23 protein-coding genes are annotated in these 23,030 nt (G+C 63.4%); 11 read left to right on the top strand and 12 right to left on the bottom strand.

Annotated elements, in window-relative coordinates; all coding sequences use genetic code 11:
- Nucleotides 1-2: 2 nt before the first annotated feature.
- The 6 genes from G6N36_RS10650 to G6N36_RS10625 form a co-directional block, all read right to left on the bottom strand.
- Nucleotides 3-1,214 (bottom strand): alpha/beta hydrolase, encoded by a 1,212-nt coding sequence (locus G6N36_RS10650; protein WP_170311113.1) that lies wholly within the window; start codon nt 1,212-1,214, stop codon nt 3-5.
- A gap of 167 nt (nt 1,215-1,381) precedes the next feature.
- Complete coding sequence (locus G6N36_RS10645) at nt 1,382-2,548, bottom strand: NDMA-dependent alcohol dehydrogenase (RefSeq protein ID WP_163686480.1); 1,167 nt, start codon at nt 2,546-2,548, stop codon at nt 1,382-1,384.
- Nucleotides 2,549-2,567: 19 nt separating this feature from the next.
- On the bottom strand, nt 2,568-4,016 hold the full coding sequence (locus G6N36_RS10640; protein ID WP_163690600.1) for an aldehyde dehydrogenase family protein: 1,449 nt from the start codon (nt 4,014-4,016) through the stop codon (nt 2,568-2,570).
- Nucleotides 4,017-4,047: 31 nt separating this feature from the next.
- Nucleotides 4,048-4,836, bottom strand: a complete 789-nt coding sequence (locus G6N36_RS10635) for an SDR family oxidoreductase (protein ID WP_163686479.1) — start codon at nt 4,834-4,836, stop codon at nt 4,048-4,050.
- Nucleotides 4,837-4,955: 119 nt separating this feature from the next.
- The gene (locus G6N36_RS10630) at nt 4,956-5,588 is read right to left on the bottom strand and encodes a TetR/AcrR family transcriptional regulator (RefSeq protein ID WP_163686478.1); all 633 of its coding nucleotides are present in this window, start codon (nt 5,586-5,588) and stop codon (nt 4,956-4,958) included.
- 40 nt (nt 5,589-5,628) lie between these two features.
- Nucleotides 5,629-6,732, bottom strand: coding sequence for an NAD(P)H-dependent amine dehydrogenase family protein (locus G6N36_RS10625; protein ID WP_163686477.1), 1,104 nt, complete (start codon nt 6,730-6,732; stop codon nt 5,629-5,631).
- 99 nt (nt 6,733-6,831) lie between these two features.
- Here G6N36_RS10625 and G6N36_RS10620 point away from each other — a divergent pair, with 99 nt between their 5' ends.
- Entirely contained in the window at nt 6,832-7,977 is a 1,146-nt protein-coding gene (locus G6N36_RS10620) for an ABC transporter substrate-binding protein (protein ID WP_163686476.1), read from the top strand.
- 82 nt (nt 7,978-8,059) lie between these two features.
- Here the strand turns inward: G6N36_RS10620 and G6N36_RS10615 are convergent, their stop codons facing one another.
- Entirely contained in the window at nt 8,060-9,124 is a 1,065-nt protein-coding gene (locus tag G6N36_RS10615) for an NAD(P)H-dependent amine dehydrogenase family protein (RefSeq protein ID WP_163690599.1), read from the bottom strand.
- A gap of 141 nt (nt 9,125-9,265) precedes the next feature.
- Here G6N36_RS10615 and G6N36_RS10610 point away from each other — a divergent pair, with 141 nt between their 5' ends.
- The 3 genes from G6N36_RS10610 to G6N36_RS10600 all read left to right on the top strand — a co-directional run bounded on the left by G6N36_RS10610 (nt 9,266) and on the right by G6N36_RS10600 (nt 12,634).
- A complete protein-coding gene (locus tag G6N36_RS10610; RefSeq protein ID WP_163686475.1) occupies nt 9,266-10,513 on the top strand; it encodes a cytochrome P450 in 1,248 nt (415 codons plus the stop codon).
- A gap of 13 nt (nt 10,514-10,526) precedes the next feature.
- A complete protein-coding gene (locus G6N36_RS10605; RefSeq protein ID WP_163686474.1) occupies nt 10,527-11,573 on the top strand; it encodes an NAD(P)H-dependent amine dehydrogenase family protein in 1,047 nt (348 codons plus the stop codon).
- A gap of 122 nt (nt 11,574-11,695) precedes the next feature.
- A complete protein-coding gene (locus G6N36_RS10600; RefSeq protein WP_158019748.1) occupies nt 11,696-12,634 on the top strand; it encodes an SDR family NAD(P)-dependent oxidoreductase in 939 nt (312 codons plus the stop codon).
- A 45-nt stretch (nt 12,635-12,679) separates the two neighbouring features.
- Here the strand turns inward: G6N36_RS10600 and G6N36_RS10595 are convergent, their stop codons facing one another.
- Nucleotides 12,680-13,759: an NAD(P)H-dependent amine dehydrogenase family protein gene (locus G6N36_RS10595; RefSeq protein ID WP_235690007.1), complete on the bottom strand. Its 1,080-nt coding sequence runs from the start codon at nt 13,757-13,759 to the stop codon at nt 12,680-12,682.
- A 91-nt stretch (nt 13,760-13,850) separates the two neighbouring features.
- On the opposite strand from G6N36_RS10595, the gene G6N36_RS10590 reads away from it, so the two are divergent.
- Nucleotides 13,851-14,693 carry an SDR family oxidoreductase gene (locus G6N36_RS10590; RefSeq protein ID WP_163686473.1) on the top strand — a complete coding sequence of 281 codons (843 nt, stop codon included), beginning with the start codon at nt 13,851-13,853 and terminating at the stop codon, nt 14,691-14,693.
- Between the two features lie 9 nt (nt 14,694-14,702).
- Here G6N36_RS10590 and G6N36_RS10585 read toward each other — a convergent pair whose 3' ends face one another.
- Genes G6N36_RS10585 through G6N36_RS10570 form a run of 4 tightly spaced genes read right to left on the bottom strand, consistent with a single transcriptional unit; the run spans nt 14,703 to nt 17,127 of the window.
- Nucleotides 14,703-15,506 carry an SDR family NAD(P)-dependent oxidoreductase gene (locus G6N36_RS10585; RefSeq protein ID WP_163686472.1) on the bottom strand — a complete coding sequence of 268 codons (804 nt, stop codon included), beginning with the start codon at nt 15,504-15,506 and terminating at the stop codon, nt 14,703-14,705.
- A gap of 12 nt (nt 15,507-15,518) precedes the next feature.
- Nucleotides 15,519-16,277 carry an SDR family oxidoreductase gene (locus G6N36_RS10580; RefSeq protein ID WP_163686471.1) on the bottom strand — a complete coding sequence of 253 codons (759 nt, stop codon included), beginning with the start codon at nt 16,275-16,277 and terminating at the stop codon, nt 15,519-15,521.
- Entirely contained in the window at nt 16,274-16,468 is a 195-nt protein-coding gene (locus G6N36_RS10575) for a (2Fe-2S)-binding protein (protein ID WP_163686470.1), read from the bottom strand. The genes G6N36_RS10580 and G6N36_RS10575 overlap by 4 nt, the downstream gene beginning before the upstream one ends.
- A complete protein-coding gene (locus G6N36_RS10570) occupies nt 16,468-17,127 on the bottom strand; it encodes a fatty-acid--CoA ligase (RefSeq protein ID WP_235690006.1) in 660 nt (219 codons plus the stop codon). The genes G6N36_RS10575 and G6N36_RS10570 overlap by 1 nt, the downstream gene beginning before the upstream one ends.
- Nucleotides 17,128-17,159: 32 nt before the next feature.
- On the opposite strand from G6N36_RS10570, the gene G6N36_RS10565 reads away from it, so the two are divergent.
- From G6N36_RS10565 to G6N36_RS10540, 6 genes are all read left to right on the top strand, one after another.
- Nucleotides 17,160-17,990: an SDR family NAD(P)-dependent oxidoreductase gene (locus G6N36_RS10565; protein ID WP_163686469.1), complete on the top strand. Its 831-nt coding sequence runs from the start codon at nt 17,160-17,162 to the stop codon at nt 17,988-17,990.
- A gap of 44 nt (nt 17,991-18,034) precedes the next feature.
- On the top strand, nt 18,035-19,231 hold the full coding sequence (locus G6N36_RS10560; protein WP_163686468.1) for a cytochrome P450: 1,197 nt from the start codon (nt 18,035-18,037) through the stop codon (nt 19,229-19,231).
- 1 nt (nt 19,232) lies between these two features.
- Nucleotides 19,233-20,288, top strand: a complete 1,056-nt coding sequence (locus G6N36_RS10555; RefSeq protein ID WP_163686467.1) for a hypothetical protein — start codon at nt 19,233-19,235, stop codon at nt 20,286-20,288.
- Nucleotides 20,289-20,415: 127 nt separating this feature from the next.
- A complete protein-coding gene (locus G6N36_RS10550) occupies nt 20,416-21,297 on the top strand; it encodes an SDR family NAD(P)-dependent oxidoreductase (protein WP_163686466.1) in 882 nt (293 codons plus the stop codon).
- Between the two features lie 36 nt (nt 21,298-21,333).
- Nucleotides 21,334-21,996: a GntR family transcriptional regulator gene (locus tag G6N36_RS10545; protein ID WP_163686465.1), complete on the top strand. Its 663-nt coding sequence runs from the start codon at nt 21,334-21,336 to the stop codon at nt 21,994-21,996.
- Nucleotides 21,997-22,355: 359 nt separating this feature from the next.
- On the top strand, nt 22,356-23,030 hold the full coding sequence (locus G6N36_RS10540; protein ID WP_179964758.1) for a hypothetical protein: 675 nt from the start codon (nt 22,356-22,358) through the stop codon (nt 23,028-23,030).

Genomic DNA, 23,030 nt, shown 5'->3' with positions numbered 1-23,030 from the left:
GGTCACACGGCTTTCGTGAGAAGGCTGTTGCGCCGCACCTGATTCAGGAACATTCCAACGGCAGCCACGGCGGGACCGGTGCGTGTTCCATCGACGAGATCGAATGCGTGACCGGCGCCTGGTAGCTCCAGATAGCAGACGGCGGAATCCGATACCGAGCGCAGCCTCTCGACGAAACTCTGAGCCTGGTCCACCGGAATGATCCAGTCCGCCGTGCCGTGGACCACGAAGAATGGTGGAGCGCTGCGGTGCACGAGGGCGATCGGCGATGCCTGGCGGAACACGTCGGGATACCGCGCTGCTGTGCCCGCTACCACTACACGCTCCAGAAAGTCCATGAAGCGCACGCGTTCTGGGGTGGACCTGTCCTCCCAGTCGTAACGCCCGTAGAGGGACACCACCGCGTCGACCGAGGTGTTCGCCTCGACCGGAAGGCCGACCTCGGCTGGCGCGTCGTTCGCCGTCAATCCGGCTAACGCCGCGAGATGTCCACCCGCCGAGGCGCCGCCGATCGCGATGAAGTTCCGATCACCACCGAATTCCTGCGCATGTTCTCGCGCCCAGGACACGGCGGTCTTGACGTCGATCAGATGTGCCGGCCACGGGCTCTTCGGTGCCACCCGATAGTCGATGGACAGACACACCCAACCCTGCGCGGCGAGGTGTGACATCAGCGCATATCCCTGCATCCGCCGACTGCCGTGGATCCATCCGCCACCGGGCACGAACACAAGGACGGGGGCAGGTTCGTCTGGAAGATCCCTCGAACGCCACACGTCGAGTACCTGTGAAGGCAGCGGACCGTACTGCACAGTGCTCCGGTAGATCGCGCGGCGATGGGTGGACGCTCTCAACAGAGGCGGCAACTGGTCGGATTTGTCCCGCGTATCAGTGAAATCCGACCGTGGAACAAAAGCGCTGAGGGCGCCGACTACGGCGCCGTCTGTCATGCTGCGCTCGCGCTTACGGATGCCGGAGGTGTCCGGCGCGAGACGTCGGCGCGTAGCCACGGCGAAGTCGCCGGCGTATCGGCTGCCCCACACGCCCATCGCGGCGAAAGAGCCGGCGCGTTGCACATGGCGCCCGACCAACGGCAACGATGCGGCCGCCGCACTTGTGGCCAACAGGAGATCCGAGGGACTTGCGCGCATAAGCCACCGCATGGTTGAACATGGCGTCGGTCGGCGGCGCTCGCTGTCCGAGCGTGAATTCATGAGTCAAACAGTACCGGCGCCAACCCTGTGGGAACGGGAAAACGCGCTTCCGGCAACAACATCTATCGTCAACGGGCCGGTGCAATATTGCGGATCCTACGGTCGTGAAACCCCACCTGGGTGGTCGTGAGACCGCGACCCAGGAGGCTGTCAGAACACCCAAGGGATCACTCCTCGAACGCGATCACACCCCGGATGTTCTTGCCCGCGCGGAGGTCTCTCATCGCTTCGTTGATGTCGTCGAGTTTGTACTTTTGCGTGACGAGTTCATCGAGCTTCAGTGTGCCAGCTTCGTACATCGACAGCAGGCGGGGCATTGCTTCGCGCGGGTTCATCGACCCGTAAAGCACGCCCTTGAGCGTCTTGCATGAGCTGACCATGTCACCCATGACCAGCGGCACCATCATGTCGGTCACCTTGCCCATGCCGGTGAGCACGCACGTGCCCCCTTTGCGCAGCAACATCATCGCCACCAGGATGAGATCCGGCGGCACGACACCCGGTGTGAGCACGACGCGATCGGCCATGACACCCCAGGTGATCTCCTTGACGAGGTCGACCGCGGCGCCGGCGTCGACAGCGGTGTGTGTGGCGCCGAACGAGGGCGCGACGTCGCGTTTGAACTCGTTCGGATCAACCGCGACAATGTGTTTCGCGCCCGCAGCCTTGGCCCCTTGGACGGCGTTCATCCCGATGCCGCCGACACCTACGACCACGACCGTGTCGCCGACCTCCGTACCTGCGGCCACCGACCCCGAACCGAAACCTGTTGTCACGCCGCATGACACCAGCGACGCCGCCTCCAGTGGAATCCAGTCGTTGATCTTCACCAGTGACCGTTCGGAGGCGACGACATATTCGGAGAAGGTGCCGACCTGCATCATCGCCATGAGATCTTCGTCGCCGAGGTGACGCCTACGCGTGTGGTCGGTCGTCATCTCCTTGCTGTAGATGTCGGCGCCGACATCGCAGAGGTAGGTCTGACCCGTGACGCAGAAACGACAACTTCCGCAGGCGGGGAAGAACGAGATCGCTACGTGGTCACCGGGTTTGAGCGTCGTCACGCCGTCGCCGACCTCCTCGACAACGCCCGAGCCTTCGTGTCCGCCGAGCATGGGGAACCACTCGGGCACCGGCACACCGGCCGCCCGCATCATCTCCTCCATGTCCTTGCTCGGCACGCTGTCTCCGGTGTAGAAGTGCTCGTCGGAATGGCAGACACCGGCATAGGCCATCTTGACCAGCACTTCGCCCGCGTGCGGGGGGTCGAGTTCGACTTCGGTGACTTCCCAGTCCACGCCGACTCCGCGCAGGACTGCGGCCTTTGATCTCATGAGGTCTCCTTCAATCCGGCTATGACGCCGGCCAGCCGACGGTCTTGGTTTCGGTGAAGATCTCCAGACCTTCGATGCCGCACTGCCGCCCGATGCCGGACTGCTTATAGCCACCAAATGGCGCGTCAGCGCCGTACCACAGGCCGCCGTTGATGCCGAGCGTGCCGGTCCGGATACGGCTGGCCACGCCCTTCGCACGTTCCAGGTCGTCGGCGAACACCACCCCGGACAGGCCGTAGATCGAGTCGTTGGCAATGCGCACCGCGTCGTCGTCGTCGTCGAAACCGATAACCGAGAGCACCGGGCCGAAGATCTCCTCCTGGGCGATCGTCATGGCGTTGTCCACGTCCGCGAAGACCGTCGGTTCGACGAAGTAACCCTTGGAAAGGTGTTGGGGCACACCGCCGCCGGTGACGAGTCGCGCGCCCTCCTGCTTGCCCTTCTCGATGTATCCGAGCACCCGCTCCTGCTGCCGCTTGGACACCTGTGGTCCCTGTAGCACCGAGGGATCCGTCGGATCGCCGTACTTGTTCTTCTCCATCGCGACTTTGACGATCTCGACGGCGTCCTCGTACCGGGAATTCGGCACCAAGAGACGGGTGGGCATCGCACAGCCTTGGCCGGCGTGCATGGAAATGAACGCTGAACCACCGACGGTAGTGTCGACGCTTTCCTCGTCGAGAACGAGGTACACCGACTTACCGCCGAGTTCGAGGAATGTCGGCTTCACAGTTTCCGAAGCGGCAGCCATGATGCGTCGACCGGTCGCGGTCGATCCGGTGAACGCCACCATGTCGACCAACGGCGATGTGGAGAGGACCTCGCCGACAAGGTGATCAGACGACGTGACGATGTTGACCACGCCCGGCGGGATGTCCGTCTGCTCGGCAATGATCCGTCCGATCCGGGTGGCATTCCACGGTGTATCGGGAGCGGGTTTGAGCACAACGGTGTTACCCATCGCGAGAATGGGACCGAGCTTGTTGAGGATGATCTCGAGCGGGAAGTTCCAGGGCGTGACGACGCCGACCACGCCGATCGGTTCCTTCCAGACTTCACGTGCGGCCGGTGTGCCCATCCCGAACGCGTCCTTGTCCGGAAGCGTTCGTTTCCACGGGAACTGGCTGATCATATCGGCGGGCCAGCTCAGCGCCTCTTTGAGCGGTACGTCGAGCTGCGGTCCGAACGTGCTGAGCAGTGGGCAGCCAACTTCGGCGATCAATTCGCCACGCAGCTCCTCACGCTCGGCCTCCAGCGCCGCCTGGAGTTGACGCAGAGCGGCCGCGCGGGCCTCGCCGTCGCGCGACCAGTCGGTGTTGTCGAAGGCGTGGCGCGCGGCGGCCACTGCACGTTCCATGTCGGCGCGCGTGCCATCAGACGCGCCGCCGAGCACTTCTTCCGTCGCCGGATTGATGTTGTCGAATTGGCGTCCGGTTTCAGATTCGACAAGCTTGCCGTCGATGAGCATGCGGGATTCGTGTGTCACTTCTCAGTGTCCTTCACCATTGTCGAAGTTCGGCCACGGCACCGGACGGCCGAGGAGCCAGGGTCAAATAGGGGATGAAGCTGCTATTGCCGCAACGAAGTACCGAGTGCACGACATCGACGAGGTGGTCAGCCTCGACCAAGCCGCCCTGCATCTCGCCGCGATCCATCCACAACCGGATCGCCTTTTCCAGTGCTTCGGCATCCCAGGTCTTGTTGAATTCGGTTTGTGAGTCGCCTTCGCCGCCGAAACAATCGCCGACCGCCAGTCGGGTGAAGCCGATGTTCGGATGCTCGATGCGCCACGCCTCGACTAGCTTGTCCAGTGCAGCTTTCGAGACTGCATACGCACCCAGCATCGGCCAGGGCGCCGAGTATGAAGCGCTGAGCGAAGAGAGGTATATCGCCGAACCTGCAGCGGCAGCCAAGTGAGGTGCGGCGGCAGCGGTGATCAGGGAGGCGCCGGTGACGTTGGTGGCGAACAACTTCGCCCACTGTTCGGCGTCGACATCGGCCAGCGGGGAGAGCACGCCGACGCCGGTTGTGTACACGAGTGCATCGAGACCACCGAATGCGTCAACGACCTCTGCGATCGCATTTCGGCAGGCCGCACCCTCGGTGACATCGCAAGCAACGGCGAGCGCGCCTTCGCCCGCCTCTTTGGCGGCGTTCTCCAGCCGGTCACGTCGGCGGGCCAGAAAGGCGACGCGTACGCCCTTCGCAGCCAGGCCGATGCCGATGCACCGGCCCAGCCCCGCAGATGCGCCGACGACGGCAACTCTCAGCGGCGGTACGTCTGCCATCAGGTCTCCTTGAAAGGACATTGAGAGGAACATTATCATTGGTGCAGAAGCACGATATTCACATATCGAAAACAATCATTTCCACTTTGGCGGCCCCGGCTTCATGACTGGGCAGAACTTTACCGGCGCAGTACTTTTCGCGGTTCGACGGCGAAACTCAGCAGCAGGCGGTCGAGGACTTGGGTCGCCCTCTCTCGCGCCTTGGCGGGCTTGTCGGCATGGGCGACGAGTAGGGCTGCCTCCTCGACTGCGGCCACTAAGAGGTGAGTCAGCTCGCCGACGGGGTGGTCATCGATGATGCCGTCAGCGATGGCCTCGGCCACCATTTCGTTGATCAGGGCGATGCTGTTGCCTTCCTCGATGGCGCGCAGTGTCTGCCAGCCCAGCACGACCGGACCGTCGAGTAGCATCACGCGCTGCACTTCGGGCTCCAGCGCCGATTCGAGAAAGCCGCGCATGCCGGTGGACAGTCGTTCCCACGCATCCGCGCCGGGCGGCGGCGACGCCAGTGAGCGCAGCGTCAGGTCGCGCTCCACGTCCTCGAACACCGCGCGAAACAGTTCCGCCTTGTCCTTGAAGTGGTGGTAGAAGGCGCCTCGCGTGCCGACCCCGGACCTCGTCACCAGATCCGAGATGCTGGTCCCGAAATATCCCTTCTCGACGAACAATGCGCGTCCGGCGTCGACGAGATCGCTTCTGGTCTGATCTCCACGCGCCCGGCGCTCGACATCGGTGCCACCACGCTTGGCCATTCGAGCATCGTAGCAACATTCATGCTGAATGTTGCAGGCGTCAGCGCACGATCCCGATCACGGGCATGAGCCCTAGATCGCTGTGGGCCTTGAAGCCGGGTGGCGCGTCGCAGATTGCCGGAATCGAGTTGACCGGCTCCATGGCCGTCCACGCGTAACCGACGTAGCCGGGCTTGGCGGTGTCGCGAGCGTGCTGGTCGCCGCGAAGGATCAACTCGGTGCCGGGGTCGCCTTCGATCACGATCCGGTAGTGGTAGTAGGGCTCCCAGTCGGGCTTGGGCTCGATCGCGTCGTGGTCGGTGAACGAGTACAGCTCATGCAGCGTGATGAATGGCCGTCCGTCTACCCAAGCCGTCCAGATGTGATGCTGGGACGCGACGGTCCCCGGCTTGATCACCCCTTTCAGGCCGGGCATGTCCATGTCGGCCGAGCCCTCGTACGGGATGTCACGGACGGCGAGGCCGAGTTCGACATCCGTCGTGAACTTCTCGACGGTCTTGCCGAGACCTTCCACGACCATGGTCAGCGACTGCGCGAAAAGCGACCACGCGTCCGCGAAGAGATTGCCCTTGGCGAACTCGTCTGGTGTCTTTCCGAATCCCATTTCGTCGAGGTATTTCAAGGTGTCCTTGTTGAAATTCACCGCTTCGTAGATGTGGATGTGGTCGGTCTTGCCGACGATGCGGGCAAGCGTGAGGACCAATAGATCTGCGGCGTAGCCCGGATGGATGCCGCCGCCGTGGAACGACGTCCGTCCTTCTTGGCAGGCGGCTTCGATCTTGTCGATGTCTGCGCCGTTGGTCTCGGTTCGGTGCCACCACGCACCGCCCGAGGCGACGACGCTCTTGCCGCCGCGCAGTAGCCGGCAGATCTCGTCGACGTCCGACCACAGTGGTGCATAGAAGACGCAGTCGGCGTCGAGCGCCTCAAGGGCGTCCTTGTCGGTGGTGGCCGAGACACCGATGGGTGCGACCCCGACGAGCTCACCCGCGTCCCTGCCGACCTTCTCGGGACGATTGCACAGCACGCCGACGACGTCGAAGGTCGGATTGTGGGCCATATGGCGTAATGCGAGTGTCCCGACATTGCCCATGCCCCACTGGATGACGCGGTACTTCTTTCTGGTGGTCGTGTCGACAGGCATGGCGGCGACGCTACCAAGCGTTGGTAATCGTCATATGCGATTCCGTAAACGGCGATTTTCGTCTCCTGGGAGACAACCTTCATAATGTATGTTGCCCTTATGGCAGACGATGACGTTCGCGCGTACGGCTCAGTGGCACCGCTCAAAGTCGGCTTGCTCAACGACTATCCGACGCGGGCCGGAACCGACAACGACACTGTGGACAGCTTGCGGCTGGTGTTCGACGAGGCCGTCGCCTCCGGGCTCGTCGACCGGCCGATTGAACTGATAGAGCGCAACGTGATCGGGCTGCCCAATGGCACGTACCAGGCGGTTGAGCAGGGCTACGACGAGTTGGTGACCGAAGGGTGCCTGGCGATCTTCGGGCCGTATGTGTCCGACAACGCGGTCCCCCTTGCTGCGCACGCCAACCGCATCGCCAAGGTCCCCAACATCATCCTGTCAGGCTCCGAAGGCGCACTGACTGAATGGACGTTCGCACTCAACAACGGGTCGATGCCGGAAGAGCCCGTCATGCTGGCGGCGGTGATGCTCGGCGACGGCAGATCCCGGATCGCGATCGCCTACGAGGCATCGTTGATCGGCAAAGAGTACCTCGCATTCGCGGAGAAGGCCTACGCGGCCGCTGGTTTGAAAGTCGTTACGACGGTTGCTATTCCGCAGGTCGAGGCCGACAAGGCCGTCGCGGTGAAAGAGCTCCGGGATGCCGAACCCGACGCTCTTGTGCACGTGGGCTTCGGCCACGGGCTGTGGGGTTTCTCCGACGCGTTGCTCGCCGACGATTGGGATCCACCGCGGTATACGACCACCGCCTTCGAGATGGCGCACATCAGCGCCGAGTGGAGGCACCATCTACGCGGCTGGATCGGACTCGACAGCTACGACGAGCGCAACACCATCGGACAAGCGTTCCTGGACCGGTTCGAGGCCCGTTACGGTCGCAGGCCAGGCCACTCCATGCCCGGACTCGCTCACGACGTCGCGACGGTGATCGTGCGCGGGCTTGCGGCCGCCCGACCACTGACCGGCTCAGGGGTCAAGGACGGTATCGAGCAGGTGAAGCTCGTGCCGTCAGCCAGCGGCGCGCCCGGCACGTTCCTGCGCTTCGGCCGCTTCATCCGGCAGGGTTGGCTGGGGTCGGATTACCTGATCGCCCGCAGGGTGCTGCCGGACGGCAGCGCTCACGTGTTCCACTCGGCGCCAAGTGACCACATCTCACTCGCGGTGGGAGTCGGCAGCTCCTAGTGGGCTCGCCCGAGCGGAATCGCGCTTTACGGGTTGATTACCGGCACCAGCTGCATGCGATCAACCCGTTAGGGCGCGAGACTTAGTCGGATCTCAGTTGGATCGCCCCGAACACCGGCGCCGCCACAACACCCGGCGGCGCGGCCAGCACATCGGGTATCGCCCGTACCGCGCCCATCGCGATCATGAGATGACCGGGCTGCGCGTGCGTGCCGTCGGCCGGCTTCTCGTCGAACCCGACGTCCAGCTGTAGTTCGAAGCTCGGTGTGCCCTTGATGACGGCCCGGATCAACGGCGCCTTCTCGCCCGGTGCCAGCGGCTTCAATCCCCATTGCGGCAGGTCGCGCGTCAGCACCCATTCCTCGTGGATGGCGAGCAGTGGCCGGCCTGACCAGTGCCCCACCCACGAGAAGCGTTGACCGACGACCGTTCCCGCTTCGATCGTGCCTGCGCGGACCTCGATGTCGTGGGGCAGCGTCGTGGCGTCCACCGACACATCGACATGCGACAGCGTGATACCCAGAACGTCCGCCGTGGCATTGAGCGCCTGCCGGTAGGCGAGGTCGAGCTTCTTGATGATCGGCGAGTCGGCGCTGACGTCCTCGGGCGGACGGCCCATGCCCATCAGATCTACGAGCATGGGCCTGCTGTCGACGGCCGACACATCGGTGGCCTCGTACAGGTCGATGCGGTCGATCGTCTTCGACAGCGCGGTCACCGTCGCGACGAGGCGCTCGAACATGAAGCCAGGGTTTTCACCCGCAGCGTGGAAACGGGATCCGCCGGTGCGGCAGGCTTCGACGAACGCGGACTCGGTCTCGGCTCCGTAGGTGGGCAGATGGTTGTAGGAGGTCGTGGTGATGACATTTATTCCCGACCCGAGGAGTCGGCAGATGTCCTCGGCATTGGTTTCGACGGCATGTGCCTTGCTCGCCGCGTGGATGACCACGTCGGGCCGCAATGCCAGGATCTCCTCTTTGTCTGTGGTGGCCAGCACGCCCGTGGTGGGGGGTAGGCCGCATAGGGCCCCAGCATCCTGACCGGCTTTGGCCGGGTCGTACACCAGCACACCAACGAGCTGGAAATCGGGATTCTCGATCAATTCCGCCAACGCGGGGGTTCCGACCGCGCCGGTTGCCCACTGCACCACTCGAGTTGCCAATCGAACGCTCCTGGTTGCATTTTCGCGATTACCACGGTTGATGGATCCGTTCAACCTACATCATGTAGGTTCTCAACCAACAACATGTAGGTTGTTCGATGGCAAGTGGCAGTGAGGAGCCGTCAGATGGCGAAGCCGGCGACCAGGACAAGCCAAGAGGAACTCGAGCAGAGCATCCGGGATGCGCAGGACAAATTCAACGAGGGGATGGGCGCCGACGGTGATGCGTCGCCATATCCGACGCTGAAGGAACTGCGCGCCCAGGGCCCCGTACACGCCGGTTGGCCGGAGATGGGGATGGTCGGCAACAGCGGCGATGGTCCGCAGACATTCACGGCGTACTCGTTCGACACCGTGAAGGCCGTCTTCACCGACAACATCACGTTCAGCACACGATGCTATGAGGACGTCGTGCGGCCGCTGCAAGGCCCCACAATCCTGGAGATGCAGGAACCCGAGCACGCGATCTATCGCAAGCTGCACGAGTTCGCGTTTGCGCGTTCGTCGATGAAGCGTTGGGACGCTGAGCTTGTCGGACCGCTGGTGGACAGCACCATCGCGAAGTTCAAGGACGCCAAACGCGCCGATCTGGTCGACAAGGTCTTCATGCCGATCCCGGTACGGGTGATTGCCGCCCTGCTCGGACTACCCGACTCCGACGTGCTGTGGTTTCACCGTCTAGCCATCGACCTGCTGGGTTTCCGCGCGGACATGGACTGCGCAATGCGCGCGTCGGCGGAGATGAAGGAGTACTTCGTCGGCATTCTCGCTGACCGGCGCAGGGAACCGCAGGACGACATGGTGTCGATCCTGGCCGCCTCGGAAGTCAACGGTGTGAAGATGACAGACGAGCAGATTTACGGCTTCATGCGCAACCTGCTACCCGCGGGGGCGGAGACGACGTCGCGTTCGACGGCCAGTTTGGCCATGGCACTGCTGACACACCCCGACCAGTTCGACGCTGTACGTGCAGACCGCAGCCTGTTGCCCCAGGCGATCGAGGAAGGCATTCGGTGGGAGACACCCTTGCTGAACTTCATGCGTGAGGTCACCTGCGACACCGAGATCGGTGGCGTGCAGGTCCCCAAGGGCGCGACGATGATGCTCAGCCTGGGCAGCGCCAACCACGACGAAACCCGCTGGGACGATCCGGAGAAGTTCGACATCTTCCGGGAACGTAAGCCGCACATCGGATTTGCCCACGGTGCTCATGTTTGCCTCGGAATGCACCTGGCACGGCTGGAGACCACCAAGATCTTCAACGCGCTGTTCGACGAACTGCCAGGGCTGCGGTTGGATCCCGACGCCCCACCGCCCTATGTCACCGGAACCATGTTTCGTTCGCCACCGCGCCTCGACGTGGTGTGGGACTGAGGAGGACATCGAGATGACACGCGTCATTCAGTGGGCAACCGGCGTCACCGGGATGATGTCCCTGCGGCATGTCCTGGCCAGGCCCGACCTCGAGCTTGTCGGTGCCCGCGTCTACGACCCCGCCAAGGTGGGTGTCGACGCCGGGGTGCTCGGCGGCGGGGGCGAGGTTGGTGTGCTCACCACCGACGACCGCGACGCATTGATCAAGTCCGACGCCGACATCGTCCTCTACATGGGCAAAGTGGAAACCGACACCGAAGGCTGCTTCGCCGATGTGTGCGACTTGCTGGCGTCCGGTAAGAACGTGGTGGCCATCGGCAGCCGATTCATCCATCCGCGCTCACTGCACGAGTCGCTGGCCGATGGGATCGAGACTGCCTGTCGCACAGGTGGTTCCTCGTTCCTGGGTCTAGGTTTGTATCCCGGCTTCTTCGGAGAGTCGCTTGGTCCCGTGCTCTCCCGCCTGACGCAGAAGACGGACCACATCAGCGTGCGCGAGGTGCTCAATTACTCGACATATGCCAGCCACGATCTGATCTTCAACGCGATGGGCTTCGGTCATGCGCCAGAGGACACCACGCCGCTGCTCACCAACACCGACTATGCGGCCAGCGCGTGGATCGGGAGCGCGACCGTGCTCGCGCAATCGCTGGGCCTCCAGATCCAGTCGGTCGAGGGCTTCCGCGAGGTGGCGACGACGCCGCGGGCCTTGACGGTCGCCGCGGGCGAGATCCCGGCCGGCACCGTCGGCGCCATGCGTTTCGGTGTAACCGTCGACTGCGGTGAGACGACCATGTCCGTCGAGCATCTCACCCGGATGGCCGATGATCTGGCGCCGGACTGGCCGACGGAAATCGGCTATGAGATCACCTTCGAGGGGGAGCCGAACATGCGGGTACACCTCGTGATCGGTTCGCACGACGAGGATCACGCCGAGCAGGGATGCCTGGCGACGGCGATGCACGCGATCAATGCGATACCCGCGGTGCTCGCCGCCGAACCCGGCCTGTACGACGTGTCCTCGATCTCACCATTCGTCGCGCACTGGACCAATCGGTAGACAAGCATGGTCGCTGTCGCGTCGGTAGTCGTGAACAACATCACGGCTGTGGGGGCGGGACCGCCAGGTATCGTCCTGACGCTTGACCTACCGCATCCGAGTGGGAGATGACTGTACGGACCATGACCACGGTCTCATTCGCCGATCGCGTCGTCCTCGTCACGGGAGGAGGACGCGGACTCGGTGCGGCGTACTGTCGCGAGGTCGCCCGGCGCGGCGCCGCGGTCGTGGTGGCCGACAACGGCTGCGACGTGGACGGCAATGGTTCCGATCCGACGCCTGCCAATGATGTGGTTGCCGAGATCGTCGCCGACGGTGGGCGGGCAGTGGCGTGTGTCGAGGATGTCAGCACCGAAAAGGGCGGGCAGATGGCCGTCGAATTGGCCGAAGGTGAATTCGGCAGGCTCGACGCGATCGTCGCCAACTCGGGCAACGTGTTCAACGCCCCGGTCGATGACTGGCCGACGGAACGCTTCGAATCTCTCCTGCGGCATCATCTTCTCGGCGCGTTCCACGTTGTTCGTCCGGGATTCGAGGTGATGAAGCGCGCCCGCTACGGTCGAATCGTCCTGGTGGCGTCCGCGGCGGGAATCTTCGGTCAGCACGGCATGCTCGGGTACTCGACGGCCAAGACGGGAATGCTCGGGTTGATGAACGTGCTGTCGCTGGAGGGCGCAGACTTCGGCATCGCGACCAATGCGATCATGCCGATGGCTCGTACCCGGATGGCTGACGCGGTCACGGGGGTGGGCGCCGACGACCCCGACGGCAGCGCCTTCCTCGACACGTTGCGGCAGGACCAGGTGGCCCCCGTGGTGGCGTATCTCGCGAGCGAGGCCTGCACGCAGACGCAGACCGTGTTCAGTGCGTTCATGGGTCGCGTTGCAGCGGTTCAGATCGGCATCTCACGCGGTTGGACGTCGCCCGACGGCAGCCTGAGTGCTGAGGACGTGGCCGAGCATCTACCCGAGATCCTCGACACGACAGGTCTTCTCGTGCCTCGAACCCTGTACGACGAGATGGGTTACGTCACATCGCCGGAGAGCCTACCGCCCAAGTGATTTCGGTGCGCGAACGTTCGGTAAGCGAACGTATACGCACCCAAATCACCGGTTGCCGAAGCCGGTATAGCTGCGGATCAAGGGCAGATCCGCCATGGTCGCGAAGCCGGCCGGTGCGTCGCACACCGCAGGAATCGCGTTGACGACCTGCATCGCCACCGTGATCAATCCGGCCTTCACATGCTTTTCGATCGAGGCGTCGCGCGAGAAGCTGGCGAGGGGGAAGAAATGTGTGCGCATCGACGGGTCACCTTCGATTGTCAGCGTCCAGCCGTCCAAGGGCTTGGGCCAGTGCCCGGGATACTCGCCGCCAATGGTCCACAGGGTCTCGAACTCGATCAGCGTCTTGCCGTTGCGATGGCCGCGGAAGTTCCAGCGTTGCCCGGCCGTGCTGCCAGCGCGCACCACGTGGCCGAACATCTCGAAGTCCTTGGTCGCGGGCACGCATTCGAGACTCACCGACACGTCGTCGATTTCGGCGTTCAACGTGTCGGAGATGAACCAGGTCTGCTCGACGAACAGCTTTGTCAGGAAACTGAGGTACCCATTGGCCGACGGCGTCACCTCGTCCGGCGGACGACCGAACCACATGCCGTCGAAGGTGATCTCAGTGCTTTCCCACAGCGTCCAGTCGGCGCGCTCCTGCAGCGTGACCTGGTCGATGGTGCGGCTCATCCCCGACAGCGCCAACGGCAGCACACCGGACAGGTTGCCCGGGTTCAAGCCGCTGCCGTGGATGGTGGCGCCACCCTGCTCGCAGGCTTCCTGCAGACGTCGCCGATCCGCCTCCGGAATGCGCCGCGGGTGGAATAGGAACGACGGCGTCGCCACATTCTTTCCGCTCGCGAGCAGGGCGCAGACATCGTCGAGATCGGTGAACGACGGCGCGTAGAGTACGAGATCGGCGTCGAGCGCGAGGATCTCGGCGGTGTCGATCGTCGCAGTGACGCCGATCTGGTCGCGGCCGACGATCCTGCCGATGTCGACACCGTGCTTCGCTTGGGAGTAGACACGCGCACCGACCAGTTGGATGTCGGGGCGGTGATCGAGGATGGTCGTCACCATCTCGGTACCGACTCCACCGGTGGCCCACTGAATGACCCGTATCGGTCGCGTTCTTGTCAACTTCAGCGCTCCCTTCAGTCCAGGCGCAGAGTTTCACAGTATCGATGGTGATAATGTTTGTTCTCACTATTCGCGAAGTGAGGTTCTCGATATGGAAGACGTGCTCGGTTACAAGGGCAAATCGGTCGTCGTGACAGGAGCGGCGTCGGGAATGGGTCAGGCGGCGGCGCAGATTCTCGTCGACCTGGGCGCCCGCGTGACTGCGCTCGACATCAATCCGACCACCGTTGATGTGGACCGCGCCTTGACGATCGACCTGCGCGATCGCGCGAACATCGAAACCGTCGCCGCATCGATCGACGGTCCGGTCGACGGCTTGTTCAGCTGCGCAGGACTTCCCGGCCCGCCGTTCAGCGAGTGGGACACGATTTTGGTGAACTTCGTCGGTGCACGGCATCTGGCCGAGCAGCTGGTGCCGAAGATGGCTGACGGCTCGTCGATCAGCGTGATCTCCTCGTCGGCCGCGATCGGCTGGCAGGACCATATCAAGGTGATCACGGAGCTTCTGGAGACCGACGGCTTCGATGCCGCGGTCGAATGGCTCACCGCGAATGAGAAGAAGTGGTCGTGGAGCGGTTACGCCTACTCGAAGTACATCACCGATGCGTGGGTGAGTTGGTGGTATCCGGAACTGGCGACCAAGGACATCCGGATCAACTGCATCAACCCGGGTCCCACCGAGACCGCGATGATGCCGGCTTTCCAGGACTTCGCCACCAAAGCGGTCGTCGACCAGTCGGTCGGCCCGGTTGGCCGCTACTCGACGCCGGAGGAGCAAGCCTGGCCGCTGGTGTGTCTGGGCAGTCCGCGGTTCAGCTATGTCGGCGGTACCGTGTTGTGGACCGATGGTGGGTGGGACGGGGCGATGACGATGGATCGCCACCAGGCGACGTGGACGGATACCGCCGACCGGGAGATGTCCAAGAACGGCTGAGCCGTCTCTTCAGATGAAGTCCGATCCGCCATCGACGTTCACGGTCGCACCGGTGACGTAGCCGTTGCGACGTGACGCCAGATACGCTGTCGCAGAGGCGATTTCCTCGGGTAGTCCGGCACGGCCGATGTCGCAGGGATGCCCGTAGGTCTGCTCCACCCACTTCATGACATCGTGAGGATCGGAGGAGTCCAGGCCATCGGCGGCGAGCACGTCCTTGAGGATTTCGGTGAAACTGGCGGTCACGATCGTGCCTGGACATACACAGTTCACAAGGATGCCTTCGGGACCGAGGCTCTTCGAGAGATTCTTGGTGAAGCTCGACAGCGCGGCCTTCGTCGCGGTATAGGCCACCAGGCGTTCGCTCTGGCGCTGGATCGAGTGCGCGGACAGCGTGACGATGCGGGCCCACTCGGCGGCGCGGAGCATGGGCAGCGCCGCGCGCACCGAACGGACCGCCGACATCGTGCCCAGATCGAATGCCGCGTGCCAGTCGTCGTCGTCGAGCTCCTCGAACGAACCGGCACTCGGGCCGATCGTGTGCACCAGAACATTGAGTTGGCCCCACGCATCACTCACCGCGGCATACCCGGCCGCGATCGATTCAGCGTCGGCCATATCGACACTCAGGGCGAGGACCTCTGGAGCGCCTGCGCTTCGAACGCACTCAGCCGCCGACTCCAGGGCCTGCTGTCCCCGCGCCATGATCGCGACCGAAGCACCGTCGGCGCCAAGGGTTTCGGCAATCGCCAGTCCCATGCCCTTACTGCCCCCGGTGACGACAGCTTTGGCGCCCGCAAAGCCCAGATCCATGGTGTGTACTCCTCAGTTCTTGGCGCGAGCGCGCGGCGCGAGATGCACGATATCGCTGACGACCGTCGGGTTGGCTCGCGCGACGGCAATGAAGGACAGCAGGGCGTTCGCGACATCGTCGACCGCTGACATCTCGGCGGGAATCTGACCCTCCTGGGCCCAGGTCCGGTAGAGGTCTGCCAGCAGATCGCGGTCAGCACCGCGCAGGATCTCGGTACCCTCCGTCGGGCCGACGCTCACCCGGATGACTGGCAGTTCCGGATGCTCGGCACGCCATGACCTCAGGATCTCGTCGAGGGCGGCCTTGCTCGCGTGATACGCCGCGACGCCCGCACGGGGTCTCCCGACGTCGTGACTCGAGGCGACGAGCGCGACTGCGTTGTCGCTAAGGTGCGGCACTGCGGCGCGCAACAAGTGGGAGGCGCCGACCGCGTTGACAGCGTAGGTGTGCATCCATGTCGTCACATCGGTGTCTTCGATCAACGCGAATGGCGCAGAGGCGCTGGTGAACACTATGGCGTCGAGGCCGCCAAGGAGTGTCGCAACCTCGCTGACGACGCGCTCGATGGCTTGCGGGTCGGACACGTCGAGCTCGTGCGCGGAGCCGCCGAGCTGATCGGCCAGCTTGGAAAGGATGTTCACCCGGCGCGCTGCGAGCGCGACTTTGGCGCCTCGCGAATGGGCCGCCAGTGCCAGCGCCCGTCCGATTCCCGAGGACGCGCCGACAATGAGCATCCGTATCCCCGCGATGTCGGAGTGCGGATCAGTCATACTCTGCTTCCCCTGCCTGGTTTCGTCGTTGTCGCCAGCGAATCGATGATCGACCGGATGGTGCGGCAACATCTACCGCACTCCGATCCTGCCCCGCACGCCGTGGACACCTGCTTGGGGGTCTTCGCTCCGGCGACGACGGCGGCAGAAACCGTTTCGTTCGTGACACCTTGACACAGACAGACGTACATCAGTGCAGGTCCGTTCCGCTGGTCTGGGCCGGGCGCATCGCGTTGACGAACCGTCCGACAAATACCGGCGGATAGGCTCCCACGCCAGCGGCGGTCAGCCAGGACGCAGCCACCTCCGAGTGCTCGACCCATACGAGTGCCTTGTCCGGATCCGCCAGTTGCTGCAGGAACATCACCTCGTGCGGGGTGTCGAACGCTCGGTAGACCAGGGTCCTGCGAATCCCGGCCCTGCCGAACTTGAAGAGCGATGCACGCACCCGGGCGATGAACCCGTCGACGTCTTCGACCGGAGTGACCGCGGCGACGACGATCTCCGTGCCCGGTGCGGGCGCCTCGCCGATATCGAATCGTGCAACAGCCTCCCCTGCGAATACGGCGGGCAGATCGTCGAGGCCAACCGCGTCGAACCATTCGAAGAGCTGCGGTGATCGGAGAAAGTCCAACAGCGGCTCCCGGGTCCGAACGCCGATGACGACCAGCACCCGTCCTGCCTCGACGATCGATTCGTAAATGAACGCGTAGTGCGCGCCGAGCTCTCGCAGGTTTTCTTCGTGATGCGTCAGAACCGGCCACACGCGTTCGGGTTCGCCGACCGCGAACTCAACCGCAAAGACGAAGCTGCGGAGTGCGGTGTCGCCCATGATCGACGATTCTCGCATGTGAGAATATTGGTTCTCTAGTGGAGGTAGGCATGATCGACTTCACCGACAAGGTTGTTCTGGTCACCGGTGGCGGCGCAGGAATCGGGCGAGCGACCGTGTCGATATTCGCCGAACAGGGCGCCTCGGTCGTCGCGCTCGAGATCGACGAGACCCGAGCCGACGAACTGCGGACTGCGGGCGCCAACGTCACAGTGATACACGGCGATGCGACCGACGCCGTCGACGTGGCGGAACTCGCAACGACAATCGCTGATCGATTCGGGCGCCTCGATGTGTTGGTCAACAACGTCGGGCACTTCATGACGCGTCCGACGCCGTTCGAGAAGCTGACAGACGAGCAGATCGACGACATCTACCGGGTGAACCTCAAGCACATCTTCTCCGTCACACGGGTGATGCTGCCGCTGCTGCGAGCCGCGGGCGGCGGCGCGAGCATTGTGAACATCTCGTCGATCGAAGGCTTCCGCGGTATCCCACAGTTCGCGGTCTACGGCGCGTTCAAGGCCGCGATCACCGGTTTCACCATGAGCTTGGCCCTGGAATTGGGGCCGGAAGGCATTCGGGTCAACGCGGTCGCACCAGAGACCACCGATAGCGCCCAGGTTCCTCTCGACAGGATGATCCACCCATCGCAACGGCATCACATGCCGCGGTGGATTCCGCTGGGGCGGTTCGGCACTCCGGAAGACATCGCGGGCTGCGTGCTTTTCCTGGCCAGTCCGTTGGCCGCGTGGGTCTCGGGATCCGTCGTGCACGCCGACGGTGGCGCCCTGGCCGCTGCGGGCTGGTATCGCGATGACAGGGGCACCTGGACGAACATGCCGGTCATCAAAGGCAACAGCATGCGGCCTGCGGAATAACAGAAAACGTAGTTGCGACAGCCGATAACGCTTATTCTCGGCTCGTGACATACAGGGTGAAGGTTGACCCGTACTACGACCCTTTCGACTTCGAGATCGATGACGATCCGTACCCGGTGTGGCGGCGCCTGCGCGAGGAAGCGCCGCTCTACCACAACGAGAAGTACGGCTTTTATGCGCTCAGCAGGCACTCGGACGTCGCCCGGGAGTTGGTGAACTGGCAGGACTATCGATCCGGCCGCGGCACGGTCATCGAGGTGCTGCTCAACAATATCGAGGTGCCCCCGGGCATCATCTTGTTCGAAGACCCACCGATTCATGACCTGCACCGACGCCTGTTGTCGGGCGTTTTCACTCCGCGGCGCATGGCCGCCATCGAGCCATTGGCCAGGGAGTTCTGCCGGCGATCACTGGAACCGCTGGCCGAGACCGATCGATTCGACTTCATCGCCGATCTCGGTGCGTGGATGCCGATGCGAACCATCGGATACCTGTTGGGCATACCCGAGGACAAACAGGTCGCCATTCGGCAGAAGAGCGACAAGTTGCTTGAACTATCCGACAACGGTCCTGGGGATGTCGCAGCAGACATGTTGACCAGTTCGGGGTCGATGCTGGAGGAGTTCATCGACTGGCGCTACGACCATCCGTCCGACGATCTGATGACGGACCTCGTCAACGCGGAGGTGGAGGAGCCGGACGGCAGCCGTAGACGGCTCACCCGCGGCGAGGTTCTGACGTACACAAGCACTGTCGTCGGTGCCGGCAACGAGACCACGACGCGGCTGATCGGTTTCGCCGGCCAGCTGCTGTCGGACCATCCTGACCAGCGACGTGCGCTCGCAGCCGATTTCGGCCTGATTCCCAACGCGATCGAGGAGGTACTCCGGTTCGAGGCGCCGTCCCCGGTGCAAGCTCGGTATGTCGCCCGTGATGTCGAGCATTACCGGCAGACGGTTCCCGAAGGTTCGGTGATGCTTCTGCTCAATGGTTCGGCGAACCGCGACGAGCGACAGTTCCCCGATGCGGACACGTTCGACATCCACCGCAGAGGCGCGCACCTGTCATTCGGGCACGGCATTCACTTCTGTCTTGGCGCCGCCCTGGCACGGGTGCAAGCAAAGGTCGCACTGGAAGAGGTGCTTTCGCGATGGCCTGACTGGGAAGTGGATTACACCCGCGCGAAGCGCGCTCACACAACGAGCGTCAGGGGCTGGGCTTCCCTTCCGGTGAGGGTGTGAGATGACGAATACCATTGACTCGACTGCGGATTCAAGTACCGGCGAGCGCACCCATTCGCCGTGGCCGGCGCGGATCGGGTGGGGAATGTTCGGCATCGCCTACCTGGTCTTCGCGGTGGTCACCGTGGCGACTATCCAGTCGGGGCTGCACGGTGACCCTGAGCGGACCAACCCCAACCCGGGTTCGGTGCCGTACCCGCCGTTTCTCGGGTTCGATAACTGGCCTCTAGCCGTCGCCATCAGCTCGATACCGATGGCGATCGGGCTGATCGCGGCGCTGAGCTGGCTGTCGTGGCGTCAGCGCAAGGTGCACTGGGCGGTCATCATCGCCTTCGCGGGGCTCATCACCGGTGCGCTCGACCCGCTCGCCAACTGGGCGACCTTCGCGATCTTCGATCCGCGGATGCTGCACTTTCCGCTGTCGTGGCCTTACGTCAACATCTCGCCCAACCTCGAGCCCGCGCTGGCGTTCCTGGGCGGGTATGCGGCCTATTACCTGCTCAACGGCCTGGGTTTTCTGCAATTGCACGATCGTCTTGTCGACCCACTGATGCGGCGATCGAGTTGGTTCGTCCGTCATCGGCTGGTCGCGGTCTTCATCGGCGCGACCATCGTCGCCATCCCGATCAACGGCCTCATCCAGTTCACCTGGATGCGGGCAGGCATCTTCTTTTACACCGAAGCCGTAGGGCCGGTGCTACAGATCGGTCACGTCCATTTCCCGCTGATCATGGCGGTCTACGACTCGGTCATCTTCGGGATGGTCGCCGTCATGTGCGTCCGCGACGAGAACGGTGACCTGGTGCTGATCAACCGCATCGCGCGATGGCTTCCCGCGCGCGCCGGCCGCCAGAAGGTAACGGTGACCCGTCAGTTGCTCATCTCGGTCGCGGTGGGCCTCATTTCGTTCGCCACGCCGTTGGCAGTGCTTGCTGGACTGCGCGAAGCGGGCCTGTCGCGGCCGGCCTATGACCAGAACCCGTACCCGAACGTGAAGGTCTATGACCCATACGGCCACCTTGAAGAAGCGGGAAAGCCGGGCCCGTTCTTCAAATAGGAGCTTCAGTCATGCTCACCTTGTGCCTGGTAGCGAGCATCATGCGAGCGAAAAACATTGCAGAACTGCGGGATTCGCCGACTACATACACCATTCCCACATCCCTCGAGGCGACAGTGAGGATTTGATGGCCGACGTTCGCACGGTAGTTGTCACTGGCGCCTCACGCGGCCTCGGGCTTGCTTCTGCCGCTGAGCTCTATCGCCGCGGCTGGCGTGTCGTGGGGGCCATGCGTTCCGTCGAGACTGGGCTCGATCGGATCCGTGAGTTGGCAGGTGCGCGACGCGACGATTCCCGCCTCCTGGGAGTAGGCCTCGATCTCGTTGATCCCGAATCGATTTCGGCTGCTGCCAGCAACATCCTCGAGAAGGTGGGTGCCCCGGATGCCTTGGTCCACAACGCGGCCGTCGCGAGCGCGGGCTTTGTCGAAGAGACTCCCTCCTCGGAGTGGACTCGGCTCTTCGCGACCAATCTCTTCGGTCCCGCTGCGTTGACCAATGCCCTCCTGCCCGCGATGCGAGCTGCCGGTCATGGCCGCATCGTGGTGGTGTCGAGCACGGTGGCTGTCCGCGGAATGCCGCTGGCCTCCATCTACTCGGCCACGAAGGCCGGCGTGGAACGGTGGGCCGAGTCGCTTGCGGGGGAGGTGGCACCGTTCGGTCTCGGCGTGACCATCTTGATGGCCGGAACGTATGACACCGAGATCACCGGCGACGGAACGCCCGTCTTCCAGGACATCGACGGCCCATACGGGTTGATGCACCTCAAGATGGAGAAACGTGGCAGTTTAGCCGTGCGAATGGCGAATCCACCGGTTCGCTTCGCGCGAACGCTTGCCAGGACGCTCGAGCGAGATCGCGAACCGATTGTGCACCGCGGAGCAGGCGTCGACGCCAAGATGTTCCGGACGTTCGCGCGTTTCACGCCGACCGCCGTCATGCATCAACTCGTCAGGGTCGGCCTCGCGCAACCGCGCTTCGGCGCGCTCCGCGATCATCGAGAGGGGTGACGGTATTGTCGCGAGATCGGAAAGGAGTCGCGACAGGTGAGCGCTTCGCCGGATGCCAGGTTGAAAAGACGCAGCAGCGGGGAACAGGTTGCGGCGTTCTTGAGAGACGAGATCATGGCGGGTCGGCTGGCTCCCGGTGACAGGATCAACCAAGAAGAGACCGCCGAGCTACTCGGAGTCAGTCGTGTGCCGGTGCGTGAAGCTCTCGCAATACTCGAGAACGAGGGCCGGATCGAGATCGAGTTGCACCGCGGAGCCTTCGTCCTCCCCATTGACCCGGACTCCGTTCTCGAGAACACCGAGATCTTCGGCCTGATCTACGCGCACGTCGCGAGGAAGGCGGCCGAGCGCCTGACGGACGAACTCGACGCGACGTTGGCGACCATCGGCGCAGAGCTGGAGACAGCGACATCCGATGGCGACGTATGGCGGATCGTCGGCAAGTACGTCGACGCCATCATGGAAGTCGGCGTGTCGAAACGGATGAACCGCACCTTACGTAAGCTGCGCGTTCTGGTCGAGGTCAGCGATGTCCAGGCAGTTTCGCCGGAGGCCGTCGAGACCACGAAACTCGGTATCCTCAAGACTATTTCGCTGATCCGCGCAGGTGACGGCAAGCGCGCGTCGCAGAACCAGATCGAGACGCAGCGGGCGGCCGCCGAGCATCTCGTGGTGGCGCTGAGGTCCCGCCAGGTCTAACCGCCCATCTCCGAGGAGCGGGCCCCGCGTGTCCTTGCCATTTGACATTTTGGATACAGTCAACAATATTCACTGAGAATAGCCGTTCTCGTATGGGCGGCGGAGGGGTTGGCATGCTCCAAGAGTTGGTGCGACTGACGTTTGCGTGGGGGGCGATGGGCGCGATCGTCTGGTTCTGGTATTGGCTGCTGTCCAACATCGGAACCTTTTGATGTCCGCGAAACCCCCGATGAGCGAACAGGATCGGCGTAGGCACCGAGCACTGATCGTGTTCCAGGTCTTCGTCTACGGGTGTCTGATCGCCATGTTCCTCATTCAGCTGCAGATGCTCTTTGTGAAGGACTGGTAGGGCGCGGCAGATGAACTCGATGACATTGGATCTGCACGAGGACGAGAGTCGCCGAGCGCAAAAAAGCGCCGACCGCTGGCTTATTGTGGGCACAATCCTCATGGGCACTCTGGTGCTCGGGCCGTTCGGCCTCCCGGTTTTCTGCCGCGGAATCTATCTGTTACGCAAGGCGCAGTCCGCAGGCCTCTCCGTACGACCGATGATGGTCACGCTGATCGGCTACGTCGTCATCCTCGATGCGGCCATCAACAGCATCGGTTGGGGCTTGGACATTTTCGCCAATCATGCCCTGATCACCCGCACGATCTTCACCGCGTGGGGCAATCTGATGGACGGCGGATACTTCTGGCATTACAACGAACTGTGGATCGGTGGTGCGGGTGCGCCGGGTGAGAAAGCCTGGATCATCGTATGCATCGTCGTCGTCTTCCCGATGCGTATCGCGGCAGCGATCGGCTTTCTGCAGATGAGGCGGTGGGGCCATCAATGGATGGTCGTGACCTGCTGGTTCGGGCTCATCGCGTGGATGGGCTACATCCTCAACATGACCATGTACGCCGACGTGCGTTACGCCGGTGTCGCGTTCCCGGTTCTCGGGTGGTGGCTGTACAACATCTTCTACATCACGCCGTTCCTGGCAATTCCCTACCTGCACACCGTGAACCGCGAAATCTTCTCGGACTGA

Origin of the sequence: Mycolicibacterium gadium (genome assembly GCF_010728925.1) — a bacterium.
Taxonomy (GTDB): domain Bacteria; phylum Actinomycetota; class Actinomycetes; order Mycobacteriales; family Mycobacteriaceae; genus Mycobacterium; species Mycobacterium gadium.
The sequence above is the reverse complement of the archived record's forward strand: the minus strand, read 5'-3'. Positions and strand labels throughout refer to the sequence as shown.